The 12426-nt window shown below is 59.3% G+C and carries 11 protein-coding genes; 5 read left to right on the plus strand and 6 right to left on the minus strand.

The genetic code is table 11. The annotated features are described in order from the left end of the window. The 4 genes from Q7T64_RS00990 to Q7T64_RS01005 all read right to left on the minus strand — a co-directional run. Nucleotides 1-639 (minus strand): PAS domain S-box protein (locus Q7T64_RS00990; RefSeq protein ID WP_304789664.1); only part of this gene is annotated, 639 nt, incomplete at its 3' end. 428 nt (nucleotides 640-1067) lie between these two features. Next, the gene (locus Q7T64_RS00995) at nucleotides 1068-2045 is read right to left on the minus strand and encodes a tripartite tricarboxylate transporter substrate binding protein (RefSeq protein ID WP_304789667.1); all 978 of its coding nucleotides are present in this window, start codon (nucleotides 2043-2045) and stop codon (nucleotides 1068-1070) included. Between the two features lie 395 nt (nucleotides 2046-2440). Further along, the gene (locus Q7T64_RS01000; RefSeq protein ID WP_304789672.1) at nucleotides 2441-2965 is read right to left on the minus strand and encodes a DUF4142 domain-containing protein; all 525 of its coding nucleotides are present in this window, start codon (nucleotides 2963-2965) and stop codon (nucleotides 2441-2443) included. Between the two features lie 178 nt (nucleotides 2966-3143). Then, on the minus strand, nucleotides 3144-5708 hold the full coding sequence (locus tag Q7T64_RS01005; protein ID WP_304789675.1) for a Rho GTPase-activating protein: 2565 nt from the start codon (nucleotides 5706-5708) through the stop codon (nucleotides 3144-3146). A gap of 192 nt (nucleotides 5709-5900) precedes the next feature. On the opposite strand from Q7T64_RS01005, the gene Q7T64_RS01010 reads away from it, so the two are divergent. After that, entirely contained in the window at nucleotides 5901-6863 is a 963-nt protein-coding gene (locus tag Q7T64_RS01010) for a tripartite tricarboxylate transporter substrate binding protein (RefSeq protein ID WP_304789678.1), read from the plus strand. 46 nt (nucleotides 6864-6909) lie between these two features. After that, nucleotides 6910-7710: a 3-oxoadipate enol-lactonase gene (gene pcaD / locus Q7T64_RS01015; protein WP_304789681.1), complete on the plus strand. Its 801-nt coding sequence runs from the start codon at nucleotides 6910-6912 to the stop codon at nucleotides 7708-7710. A gap of 81 nt (nucleotides 7711-7791) precedes the next feature. Here the strand turns inward: pcaD and Q7T64_RS01020 are convergent, their stop codons facing one another. Continuing rightward, nucleotides 7792-8688 carry an amidohydrolase gene (locus Q7T64_RS01020; protein WP_304789683.1) on the minus strand — a complete coding sequence of 299 codons (897 nt, stop codon included), beginning with the start codon at nucleotides 8686-8688 and terminating at the stop codon, nucleotides 7792-7794. A gap of 307 nt (nucleotides 8689-8995) precedes the next feature. On the opposite strand from Q7T64_RS01020, the gene Q7T64_RS01025 reads away from it, so the two are divergent. The 3 genes from Q7T64_RS01025 (at nucleotide 8996) to Q7T64_RS01035 (ending at nucleotide 11810) form a co-directional block, all read left to right on the plus strand. Continuing rightward, nucleotides 8996-9958: a LysR family transcriptional regulator gene (locus Q7T64_RS01025; RefSeq protein WP_304789685.1), complete on the plus strand. Its 963-nt coding sequence runs from the start codon at nucleotides 8996-8998 to the stop codon at nucleotides 9956-9958. 304 nt (nucleotides 9959-10262) lie between these two features. Beyond that, nucleotides 10263-11144: a hypothetical protein gene (locus tag Q7T64_RS01030; RefSeq protein ID WP_304789691.1), complete on the plus strand. Its 882-nt coding sequence runs from the start codon at nucleotides 10263-10265 to the stop codon at nucleotides 11142-11144. Between the two features lie 246 nt (nucleotides 11145-11390). Continuing rightward, nucleotides 11391-11810 carry a hypothetical protein gene (locus tag Q7T64_RS01035; RefSeq protein ID WP_304789695.1) on the plus strand — a complete coding sequence of 140 codons (420 nt, stop codon included), beginning with the start codon at nucleotides 11391-11393 and terminating at the stop codon, nucleotides 11808-11810. A gap of 56 nt (nucleotides 11811-11866) precedes the next feature. Here Q7T64_RS01035 and Q7T64_RS01040 read toward each other — a convergent pair whose 3' ends face one another. Beyond that, the gene (locus Q7T64_RS01040) at nucleotides 11867-12367 is read right to left on the minus strand and encodes a thioredoxin fold domain-containing protein (RefSeq protein WP_304789697.1); all 501 of its coding nucleotides are present in this window, start codon (nucleotides 12365-12367) and stop codon (nucleotides 11867-11869) included. Between the last annotated feature and the right edge of the window lie 59 nt (nucleotides 12368-12426).

The following is a 12426-nucleotide window of genomic DNA, read 5'->3' on the forward strand; positions in this document are numbered from 1 at the left end:
GGCCGTGTAGCCCAGCATGCGCTCGGCTCCGACGTTGAAAATCTGGATGACGCCCATGGCGTCGGTGGCGATGCTGGAAAAGTTGGCGCTGTCGAAGATCGCTTTCTGCAGCGCGCCCGCCTTGAGCAGCGCATCTTCCGCCTGCTTGCGCGCGGTATTGTCGGTGCCGATCAACAGGTAGCCGATGATGGCGTTGTCATCGTCACGCAGCGCCGTGACCGATACCACCGCCGGGAAGCGGCTGCCGTCTTTGCGGATGTAGGTCAGTTCGTAAATGTCTTCGATGCCGCGCGAGGCCTTGAACACCAGCGCTTCAAAGCCCGGCTCAATCGGGGTACCGAGCTCGATGCTGAGGGCCTTGGCGCGCTCGATCACTTCCTGCGGGTCGGAAATCTCGGCCGGCGTGATCTTGTTCATCACTTCGACAGCCGTGTATCCCAGCATGCGCTCGGCGCCAACGTTGAAAATCTGGATCACGCCCCGCGCGTCAGTCGCAATGCTCGAAAAATTGGCACTGCCGAAAATCGCCCGCTGCAATGCGCCGGCCTTGAGCAGCACTTCCTGATGCTGTGCCTCAGAAACGCCGTCCGCCTTGGCAACCAGGTTTTCGGGAGTCTGCTTCGCACTTGTGTTTGACATGGTCTATTTCTACAAAATGAGGCTATCTGAAGGGAAAACTCAGGCGACAAACTCGCATCAGAAATTCTCGGCGGGCAGTTTCAAAGCCATCGCAGTGCACGACGCCCCTCAGGGTAAGGAATGTGTATTTTTCCTTCTGTACGCTGGCGCGCATAGGCGCAAAAAAGTTGCCCGATCGGCTATTTTCTGAAGGAATCCCACTGGATTTGCGGAAAATCGGGGGAGATGTGCAAAGGGCGATGACGGGCACAGGAGGGATGTGACGCTTCGGGCCAATAGCCAATGAAAACAATGGCTTGGTCCGAATCTGATTCTTTTTCGGGTCGAATTCAGGCGCAATAAGACACAAGGGCTTACGCTTTCGCGTAAGCCCTTGACTGTTTCAGGATCAGCAACTGGCCAAAAAGTTGGCTAGGCAAGCCGGTGCATCAGTTCGGCTTCAGGTTCGCCGACTTGATCAGTTTCGCAAATTTTTCGATATCCGCCGCAACTGCCGCCCGCATGTCAGCCGAGGAACCTGGCACCGGCTCTGTTTTCGCATTCAGCAATTGCTGCCGGACAGCCGGGTCGTTCAAGGATGCGACGAGCTCCTTGTTGATGCGGCTCACGATCTGCGGTGGCGTGCCCGCCGCCATGATGAGCCCGACCCACGAGGTGAGTTCATAACCGGGCACACCGGCCTCAGCCATGGTCGGCAACTCGGGCGCAATCGCGGAGCGTTTGCTGGAGGTGACCGCAAGTGCTTTCAGGCGTCCGGTTTCCAGGAAGGGCTTGACCGTCGCCAGGTCGATGATGCCCATCTGGATATGACCGGCCAGCAAATCGACCATCGCCGGGTTGCTGCCTTTGTACGGTGAGTGGGCGATATCCACGGCCGCCATCTGCTTGAACAACTCGCCGGCCAGATGCATCGAGGTTCCGCCCCCGGCCGAACCGTAGGTAAACTGCTTCGGTTTGGACTTTGCCAGCGTGATCAATTCCTGCAGCGTATTGACATTCAGTGAAGGATTGATGACCAGCGCCATCGGGTTGTCGACGATCTTCGACACCAGCTCGAAATCTTTCAAAGGGGCATACGGCAGGTTAGGCATCCAGGTCACGTTGACCGCAAGCGACCCCGAAGTACCGATACCGATGGTATAGCCATCCGGCGCCGACTTGGCAACGGCATCTGCACCGATCACGCCGCCGGCCCCGGCCTTGTTATCGACCAATATCGGTTGACCCAGCCGTTGCGACATGGCATTGGCGACAATGCGGGCAACAATATCAGCCACGCCGCCAGGGGGAAAGCCGGCCATGAAACGGATCGGCTTGTTCGGGTAATCAGCCACATTGGACTGCGCACTGGCAAACGGGGTAAGTGCGATCAGGCCTGCTGCAAGTACAAAGGCGTATTTCTTCAAGATTTTTGTCTCCGTCTGGATTTTTATATTCCGATCGAAAGTACACAGCCTCACCGGTGCATTTGCATGTTCCCCGCGCCCTGTAAGCGACGTGTGCAGATGCAGCAGACACTTTCGGACCACAACAAGGGAGAAACCCCGCACAGCAGCAAGCCCTGGTCGCCAGGATTTTCCCTTGTTTCAACGTCTACTATAGTGCACTAATCCCGATTGCAGGCGGTAAACAGGGCGAACTCAGCGATTGCCAGCCAAACGTGACGAGCGAGGACGAGCCTGTCCTGAGGGGAAACAAGACGATTTCAGACCGTCCATTCTCCTGGACAGCGCCTTGAGTAGCCGACGCACGGCCCGGCATAAAAAAAGCGATCAGCAAAAATCCGGACGAACAGCCTGCGTCATTGCAGGCTCTGCAACAGCGCCTTGGCGTGATCACGGTGCGCCACGAATGCCGGCCGCACGCTTTCAAGCAAAGCCTTGAACTCCTCGTTCCTTGCACCGGGTATCAGGTTGTTGTCGAGGCCGTCAATGATGGCCTGGTGATACGTCACTTCATTGTCGACATAGGCCTTGTCGAACGCCGGTCCCTTGAGCTTCTTCAGCTTTGCCGTGACCTCGGCGGCGTCGCCTTTCAGGTTCTTGACGTTGTCGCTCTGCGCGGGCTTGATCTTCAGCTTTTTCACCAGGTCCGTCGCCGCCTTGTTGACAGCGGTGTGGTCACTCACCATCTGCCGGGCAAAGTCCAGCACCTCTTTGTTTTTCGACTGCTTGATGGCGAGCTTTCCGGCGTTGATATCGATCGTGTTGGCAGTGACGACGATCAGGGCGATCTGCGCCTCGCTGAGCCGGGACATTTGCGCGGACGCGATGGATGCCGAAAGGGCGAACAAGCAGGTGGCGACACCGATGATCAGTTTTTTCATATTGAAGTTCCTTATAATGGCCAGCTCTGTACCGCTGGCCATTATAAGGATGAACCGCCGACGGTGTGGGTGGGCTGATGCGGGCGGCGGAAATACGAAAGGCCAGATGGATGCCCATCTGGCCTTTGCAAACAGCGAGATTGGCATTGGCTGGCCAATGCCTTCATATTGGGTCACATTACTTTTGCTTGCGTGACTCCGGCGATGGCTTGAAGTACTTGTCCGGGTCCGAACCCAGTTCCGTCGCTGCGAGCTTGGCCCTCCTGCCACTTTCCCTGGATGCCACCCCTCCTGCCGTAGCGTCTGCCTGCTTCGCCATTTCCTCCGCTACGAGTTCGGGGTGATGCGCACCCCAAATTTCCGACAGTGAATCCGAGGTCTCTCCCAATACCGCAACAATGGCCAAGTAATAATTTGACGCCAGGCCGAGGACAGAGAGACTCTCTTTTTCCTCATCTTCCGTGTTTTTATCGATCACATCCAGTATCTTGCGAAGCGCCGAAAAAAAGCCATGTACATGAGCCCGCTCCTCGGGACTCAAGCATCGTTGCAACAGCTCCCTGGCTTGGTCAACTTTACCCTGGCTGAGTGCATCCAAAATAGCGACTTTCTCCAGATCGCTCATTTTCCCCTTCATTAGCTGGCGCAAATCTTCAATGGCCCGCAGCATGACAACATCGATCAGGTTCAACTGAGCAATCCGACCATTGGGAACCTTGTCCACGAACCGCCCAAAAAATTCAAGGAATTTCCCGTCCTGATAACTCTTCTCAAGACCGGCCGGCACGTCGATAGACTCCATTACAGTGCCGTTCTGAAAAACCTGGCGCATGGGCGGAGTTTCATTCTGGTAGGTAAAGCCAAACCGATTGGGCAGATAGTCGAACGCGTCGGCCGCATCGCTGAGCGCCGATAGGCATACAAGCCAAGGTTTCATCGGCTTTTGTCCAACGGCCGCGGCCGTGCTGGTAGGCGTCGATAGTGCCGAGGGCGACTGCATGTCGAGTGCTGCCTGGTATGCGGGCGTCTTGGACCGAGACGGCTTGGGGCCGGCTTCGAGTTGCTTGAAATAGTGGGGCGCATTCTCAATGAGATGCGCGATCAATCTTTGCGGCCCCATGTCGCGATCTGAATTGCTCTTGATCAATCCGGGCCAGACGACAATCGCCAGGTTGGCTGCAGTCATTTTATTCTCTGCTTGCTTTTGTTGAACCTGGTAGCAAAGATTGATCAGCGTCTCCCAGATTTTCAATTCATCGGGCGGCAGCTTCTGCAGCAAGGCCGTGACTTCCTCGGCTGCTTTTCCCTGCTGCATCGAGTCGATCTTGCTATTCAGTCCCGCTACGTCAGTAACAGAGAGAAATTTGTTGGAGCGCTCCCTGAGAAGCGTCTTTGCCACAGCAACTGCCTCCAGCGCCTTATCCGGGTTACTCGCCTTTATCTTGATCGCGGCATTGTCGTGGACCTCTGACACGGCCCGTGCAACATCCGCGGCGCTTGGAGACAGACGAAAAATTCCCTCGGTGCCTAGGGCATCATTGATGCGCAGGGTTCTACTTACATGCTCCAGAACCGTGGCTGCCTTTGCGCTTAACGTCTTGTTCGTACTCAGTACGGAATCTCTCACTGATTGAGTCAGCTCTGCGGCGAATTGATCAGGCGTCTTCTTATTATCTTTGGCGATCTTTGCCAGGCGCATGTTTTTCCAGCTCGCCTTGAGATCGCGGCCCTGCATCGGAATGTCCTTTGTCGTGGCATTTCCATCAGTCGCCAGGCGCTGCAGCATGCCACTTTCGATCCGCCTTTCTTCCCAACCCAGTTTTGAATGCTGCTTCACAATCGCCGCGGTCTCCGCTTGCTTGACGACCGTGATTGACTCGACGTTCCCATCCTTATCGAATTTGACGCCGGTCACGATCAGTGGAATTTTCAGGTCTGGATCCAGTTTTTTCTGAAGGTCGATAATGGCTTGCCGATGATAGTGTGGCGCTGGCTTGCCGCTGAAGATCACCAATTTTTGAACATCAGTCCACGTCGCCGGTGCAGGCGTCTTTTCCGGTGCGGCCGGTGGCGGCTTTTTTTGTGTCTTGGTCGCGGGCGAGCCGTCCATCCTGTCGCCCGAATAGGACACCGTTTCGTCTTCCGATGAAGAACTGACGGAAACGCGCTTTGACGATGCCGATGTGGACGAGGAATCTACAGAGTCGATTACTGACGACGCATCGTCAGCGCTGCTTTCAGCCCCGCTTTTCGAGCTGTCTTCCGATGAAGAACGGACGGAAACCCGCTTTGACGATTGCGAGGTGGATGAAGAATCTCCGGAGCCGATCACTGACGATGAATCTTTGTCGCTGCTTTCAGCCCCATTTTTCGGGCTGGCCACTGCCGCTTTGCGCGGGATCACTTTAAGCACATGCGCCCTGCTTTTACGTAGCTCGGCCGAAGATAAGGTGCTGTCGTCTGACGAATTGGCGGACACCCGGACCTCTTCGTACTTGTCTGCCTTTGAGGAGGCAGGCGATCTCGGCCTTGTCTTCGCCGCCCCACGATCGGCAGTTTTCCGCAGGTTGCTCACCAACTCGTCTTGCACGGATTTTTTCGCGCCTGCACCGCTTTTCTTTGCGGTGCTTGCCGCTTTGGATAGCGGCGCTGTCGTGGTCGCCCGGCCTGAACTGAGCCGGGGATTGACCGGCTTTTTCGTCGGTGTGGCCAACTCTTTTCGATTACCTGTGCGATATGCCATTGGATTTCCCCGTGCGGATGGAGTGAAACTGGACGCAGCATTTGTCGGGCGCTTAGTAACGATTAACGCTTAATTGTTCCTTTATCGCCCAATTGTTGGGGGTGCATTTGGCTGGATTTGCCGAATGCCACTCGCAAATTGGCGTGCTAAGCTCTCGCCAAATTAATAACAATTCACCTGGAGACAAAAAAAATGAAGCTCGTCCTTCTGGCGGTGGTCGCTGCGCTGGCTCTGCCTGGCAGCCACGTCCTGGCCGACACCTGGCCCAGCAAACCAATACGCCTGATCGTGCCCTTGACCGCTGGCTCGGGCGCCGACGTTGCGGGCCGCATCATTGCCCGCCATATGAGCGAGGCGCTCAAGCAGCCGGTCACTGTCGAGAACCGTCCGGGTGCGGGTGGGCAGATCGGCACCCAGGTAGTGGCATCGGCCGCGCCGGATGGCTATACGCTGCTGGTACAGTCCGCTTCACACGCGGCCAATCCGGCAATCTACAAGAAGCTGCCCTACGATCCGCTCAGGGACTTTGTCGATGTCGCACTGCTGGGCGTGACGCCCTATGTCATGGTGACCAGCAAGGACGGCCCGTATCAGACGCCAAAGGCGCTGATCGATGCGGCCCGCGCCAGACCCGGCCAGGTGCCATTTGCTTCGGCCGGCGTCGGCAGCTCGACCCACCTGGCTGCCGAATACTTTGCACAGGTGGCCGGCGTCAAGATGATGCATGTGCCGTACAAAGGCTCGCCGGAAGCGATCCAGGATTCGATCGCCGGACGCACTGCCTTTTACATGGCGCCGATCAACACCGCCGTGGGCCACGTCAACGGCGCCAGGTTGACAGCATTGGGGGTCACCTCGAAGCAGCGCAATGAAGCATTGCCGAACGTGCCGACGCTGGCCGAGCAGGGCGTCAATGATTTCAGCATCGGGCTGTGGTTCGGCATGTGGGCGCCGACCGGCACGCCTGCCGACGTCGTGCAAAAGCTCAATGCGCAAGTCGCCGTGGCGCTGCAGGACAAGGGCGTGCGCGAGCAGTTTGCCAAGCTCGGCATCGGCGCATCGACGATGAAGCCGGAGGAATTCGCGCGTTTCGTGCGGGATGAAATCGCGACCAACAAGCGCATCGTCGCCAGCGCCGGCATCCAGCCGGAATAAGCGTCATCCAGAACTGAACCCCAGAAAAAAGAGAAAGGATTTGTCGATGTCAGTACGCACCATACAAGCCAACGGTATCCGGATTGCCTACCGTTTCGATGGCCCCGAAACGGCGCCGGTCGTCATGCTCAGCAATAGCCTGATGGCGGACATGTCGATGTGGGAGCCGCAGATGGCGGCGCTGAGCGCGCACTTTCGCGTGCTGCGCGCCGATACCCGCGGACATGGCCAGACCGAAGTCACGCCCGCCCCCTACTCGATCGCGTTGCTGGCGCAGGATGCAATCGCCCTGCTCGATGCGCTGGGCATTGCCAAAGTCCATTTCGTCGGCCTGTCGAAAGGCGGCATGATCGGCCAGTACCTGGGCGCGCGCCACCCAGGGCGCATTGCGTCGCTGACGCTGTGCGACACGGCCAGCGAGATGCCGACCCATGCGATGTGGGACCAGCGGCTCCAGACCGCGCGGGAGGCCGGCACAGCAGGTTTGGTCGACGGCACGCTGCAGCGCTGGTTCACGCCGGGCTTTGCCCAGCGCGCGCCGCAGGAAATCGGGAAAGTGCGGACGATGATCCTGGGAACGCCGGTAGAAGGCTATATCGGCTGCGCCAGCGCGGTGCGCAATATGAGCCAGACCGGATTGCTGCGGGACATCCACGTTCCCACGCACATCATCGTCGGGGAAAGCGATCCGGCGTGCACGGTCGAACAGTCGCGGGTGCTGCACGAACATATCATCGGCTCGACCATGGCGGTGTTGCCCGACAGCGCGCACTTGTCGAATATCGAGCAGCCTGAATTGTTCAACCGCGAGCTGCTGGGATTCCTGGAATTGCAGTTAAAGAAGTAGCTGACCGATGCGACCTGGAGGCGGGTAGCCGACAAGCCGCCGGCCGCCAGGCTTCAAGCTCAGGCTTGAAGCCAAGGTTCATTACCAGCCATACAGGCGCGCCGGGTTCTCGCACAAGATCTGCTGACGCAGCGCCGGATCCGCAACCCACTCCCCCATCAGGTCCAACAAGTCCGCGTCGTTTGGCATTACGCCCTTGATCATGACGTGCGGCCAGTCACTGCCCCACAGCAAGCGATCGGGACAACGCGCCAGCACGGCATGCGCGACCGGCGTCACCGGCGCGTAAGGATAAGGCCCACTGGTCAAACGATAGGGCCCGGTCATCTTGATCCATGCCTGGCCGCGTTCGGCCATGCGCAGCAGGGCTTGCAGGCCGGGGTCGTCCATGCCATTGGCGGCCGGTGCATACCCAAAATGCCCGAACACCACTTGCACCGGCAAACCAGCCAGCGCCGTGTCCAGCTGCGCATAGGCATTCACGTGCGCCAGCAGCTCCAGATGCCAGCCGCGACCGGCGATCCGCTCGGCCAGCCGATATAGCATTGGAACCGGAAGTCCGGCACTTTGGTCGCGCAAGTCCACGATGTTCACGCGCACGCCACGAACGCCTGCAGCGTGCAGTTGCGCCAGTTCCTCGTCGGGTGTGTCCTTGTCGATCACTGCCACGCCGCGGCTGCCCGGACCGATCCCCTGCAGCGCCTCGCACAGTACCCGGTTGTCCGTTCCGTAGACGCTGGGCTGGACCAGTACGCAACGCTGGATGCCCAGGGCCGCGAGCATGGCCTGGTAATCTCCCAGCAGGCAGTCGGGCGGCGTATAGACGCGCTCGGCAATATACGGGTAGCGGCTGGCCGGTCCGAGGATATGGGCGTGGGTATCGCAGGCAAGCGCGGGCAGCAACAGTGCGGGCTTGCGGGTGTGACGGTCAGGGCCGGCGCAAAGCGGCGCATGCGGGTCGGGCGTTTGTTGGCTCATGGGGTGGCGATTGGATCCGGGTCGAGGTTATCGGGATACCACCGGGTTCCTCCTGACAAAGGCCGGACATACCGGGGTTCGGCGACGAACACTGTGGCCGACACTCTACCAATGCAGCATGCGTTCGCCCAGCACTTTTCCATTTGCGCTGGCAGCTTCAGACAGGGTGCGCGATGGGCCTGGCCCAGGCCAGTGCATAAGCCGGTATCATTCCCGGCACCGATGCACCGGCTCCAGTGCCAAAGCCGCAGCCTGGAAGCCAGTGCAATAAGAGAAAGCCTATTGATTTCGGGGAGCATCGCAAACCATGAGCTTCAAGAATCTCGACCTGAACTTGCTGCGGGTTTTTGACGTTGTCATGTCCGAGCAGAACCTGACCAGGGCTGCGGACCGGCTGGCCATGACGCAGCCGGCGGTGTCGAATGCGCTCAAGCGCCTGCGCGATGCGCTGGGGGATGAATTGCTGGTCCGCACGGCGCACGGCGTGCGGGCAACGCCACGCGCGGAAGAACTCTGGCCGACCGTGCGCGAAGCACTTGTTGCACTGCAGGCCGCGATTGCGCCGGCCGTGTTCGACCTGTCCAAGGTGCAGCTCACCTTCCGCCTGGCAATGGCCGACTCGACCGCCACCTTGTTCTTGCCCACACTGGTGAGCGCCATCGAAAACGAAGCGCCGGGCATGCGGGTGCGCATGGTGCCGCTGACCACGCGCGACCCGCGTGCGCTGCTGCTGTCCAGCGACATTGACCTTGCAGTCGGGTCTTTCCCCGGCGTGCTGTCGCAACTCGCAGCCGGACAGGGGACGCTGTCGTCAACCATCCAGCACCAGGGTCTCTACAGCGGCAAGTATGTTTGCGTGATGCGCCCCGGACATCCGCTTGCGAAGGTCGACATGACACTGGACCGCTTCTGCGAGGCGCACCATTTGCTGGTGAGTTTTTCCGGCCGCGGGCATGGCATGGCGGACGATCAGCTCGCCAAGATCGGCCGCAAGCGCACCACGCTGCTGACGGTCCACCAGTACTTCACCGCCGGGCGCGTGATCGCCAATTCCGACCTGATCACGATCCTGCCCTACCATCTGATCGCCGCCACCGGCATGAAGGATGCGCTGGTCTGGAAAGAATTGCCGATATCGCTTCCGGAAATGCATGTGGACATGCTCTGGCATGAGCGCAATGCCCGCAATCGCGCGCATCAGTGGCTGCGCGAACAGATCCTGCATGCCGTCGAGGTCAGCCGCGAAAGTACGCCGATCCTGACTGGCTGAGGCCAGCACGCACGGACGCCCCAGCGCAGAAAAAGCAATCAATTGTTTCGCCGTCAGCAGGAATGTTAGGCCAGGTCGAGGCAAGGACATGCACCTGTCGGACCACAAGCAGCCGTAGAACGCCACGCGCACCGACCTCGATATCCGATCCTGCCCGCGCTGAGAAATGCGAAAAATCGTCGGACTTCAGAGGGAGGCCCGCAGCGGGCGCATGACACCGGCGTATTTTCCGTTGAAGTTTGGCCAGGCTGGCACAGCGCTTGCAATGCTCCTTGTGGGAAAGTTAACTTCAGGGAGGGAAAAAATGCACCCGGTCACCATCAACAGCATCAGCAGCAAAGCCGCTCGCCGTGCAGCGATCCACAAGCTCACGGGGCGTCATGCAATAAAATTCCATAGGAGCAGCGAGCATGACGGTGCACGCCAGCACTTGCGCCTGGCGGACGCACCGGCCATTTGCCACCCACGTGCAGCGCGCTGCAATGACCCGCTCTATCTGCGTGACTTGCCACCTGTCTATGTGGTGGCCACTGCCAATCCGGCACTCGTGCCGATCATCGAGAAAGGCGCGACTTTCGGTGACAATGGACCTGCCGCACTTGCCGGCGAGATCACGAGCGACACATTCGACGCACATTGCGATCGCCGCAAACTGGCTAACGCCTGGCTGATGACTCGCGCTACATTCACCAATGATCTCGCTGCCTTGGGCCTGAACTGCAACGACATGTATGAGCTGTTTGCGCAGCTCAAGCCGCTGGGCTTTGAAGACCGCAAACAGTTCCAGCATTTCGCCAGCGAAATCCTGATGGCCTGCAAGGAGTCTGGACTGCCCGACGTCGTATTGACGATCAAGGGCACATCAACCAATTTTTATTCCGAGAATCCGCGCAAGCCGCGCGGCCACCGCTGGGATGCGGACCCAAAAAGCCCGGGCGACTACGATATCAGCATGAGCAGCGAGACAATGAATGCGCGCATGGCGCGCGACAAGGTGGCGCTGCATCCGAAGTGCGGCATCTGGCGCAAGGAAGATATCTACGCACGCTATCCGAAAGTCGATCAGGTCATGAAGCGCTGGACCAACATACTGGCGCGGGATGTGAACGCTGCCGGCGATATCACCACTTTGGTCGGCGTGACAGACTACAGCCTGAACCAGGCTGCCTTTGACCGGCACTTGTAAATCGAAAACCGGCGCAGCAGCAGAAGGGGACTGCCAGCACGGGCAGTCCCTTTTTCGCCACACCGGTATCGAAACAAGCACAGTGCGTTGTGGATATTGATGCGCCCGCTGCTTGCAGCTCGCCGCCCGGCCTTGAGAAAGATCAAACCGGAGATTCCTGCACGAAATACCATCGAGTCGAAGGATGATGCCCCGGGGAATTACAACCGGCCATATTCACCTGCAACAGCATTGCCGGGGATTGCGATGGACGTGCATTTGGCGTCAGGCGAATTACAGCGTGTTGCCAGCGCGGCGCGTCAATATCCGATCGTGCATGCCGACCTTGAACGCCTGGTCACGGCGCCTGATTGCTATTTTGAAGCAGGCTTTGCTGCATTCGTCCAGCGGCTGTCGCATGCATTCCAGGCCGAAGAACAGCGCCTGCAGGCATCCGGCAGCGCCTCGCTGACGACCTATCGCGCCCTGCACGCCGAGGTGATCCGGCTGATGCATCATGCGCAGTCCCGCAACCTGGCAGGCGATTACGCGCTTGCGCGCAAGATCATTGGTTTGCTGCCGGGATGGTTCGGCACACAAGCGCCGCGCACGCAGTGGCAGTCGAACCCGGCACTGGAGAAGGTGCAAGCCGCGCCCCCGGGTACGCAGCCAGACACCTTGTGGTGAGAAGCCTGATTCTGTCCTGCATTGCAGCACCGCGGTTTGCACCGCACTGCTTCTTGCTATTGCACGCCAGCTTTGCGGCGCGCCTGCAAGCCCGCCTGCGCTGACTGCAAGGCCCGGTCCAGGTAGGCGCCATAAAACCCGCCCATGCCCGAACCGACCAGGGGCTCGGTCAACACCGTCCCGTCCTGATCCAGCATCAGCACAGTGGGCGACACCCGTATCTTGTAGTTCCGGCTGAATTGCGCTGCCGTCAGCGCTTCGCCACGGAAGCCCCGCATCGGCTGCTGGCTGGTGATATCGATTTCGCGGATTACCGGGCCCGGCTTGCCCGCGGCGCTGCGCACCAGGGGCGCCAGGTAGTTCGTACGCACTTCGGGACAGTAGCTGCAGTCCGGCATGGAAAACAGGATCACCAGCGGCTCGCCCCAACGCTGCACCAGCGCCGCTTCCTGCCGCAAGTCCGATGGGTGCGGCAACATGGTCTGGCCCGCAAAGGCAGCCGGCGCGCAGGCGAACAACAGCATGGCCCAATGCCACCATGCCGTCCTGCTACGCATCACTGCCACGCCTCGATGTCACGCCTCACTGTCACGCCTGGATGCCACGCCTGGATGCC

The sequence above is a fragment of the Lacisediminimonas sp. genome (genome assembly GCF_030645335.1).
Lineage (GTDB): Bacteria > Pseudomonadota > Gammaproteobacteria > Burkholderiales > Burkholderiaceae_D > Lacisediminimonas.

Coding starts and splice junctions, on each gene's coding strand:
- Q7T64_RS01000 (WP_304789672.1), bottom strand. CDS start 2,965: ATGAAAAAACTGATCATCGGTGTCGCCACCTGCTTGTTCGCCCTTTCG.
- Q7T64_RS01005 (WP_304789675.1), bottom strand. CDS start 5,708: ATGGCATATCGCACAGGTAATCGAAAAGAGTTGGCCACACCGACGAAA.
- Q7T64_RS01010 (WP_304789678.1), top strand. CDS start 5,901: ATGAAGCTCGTCCTTCTGGCGGTGGTCGCTGCGCTGGCTCTGCCTGGC.
- pcaD (WP_304789681.1), top strand. CDS start 6,910: ATGTCAGTACGCACCATACAAGCCAACGGTATCCGGATTGCCTACCGT.
- Q7T64_RS01020 (WP_304789683.1), bottom strand. CDS start 8,688: ATGAGCCAACAAACGCCCGACCCGCATGCGCCGCTTTGCGCCGGCCCT.
- Q7T64_RS01025 (WP_304789685.1), top strand. CDS start 8,996: ATGAGCTTCAAGAATCTCGACCTGAACTTGCTGCGGGTTTTTGACGTT.
- Q7T64_RS01030 (WP_304789691.1), top strand. CDS start 10,263: ATGCACCCGGTCACCATCAACAGCATCAGCAGCAAAGCCGCTCGCCGT.
- Q7T64_RS01035 (WP_304789695.1), top strand. CDS start 11,391: ATGGACGTGCATTTGGCGTCAGGCGAATTACAGCGTGTTGCCAGCGCG.
- Q7T64_RS01040 (WP_304789697.1), bottom strand. CDS start 12,367: ATGCGTAGCAGGACGGCATGGTGGCATTGGGCCATGCTGTTGTTCGCC.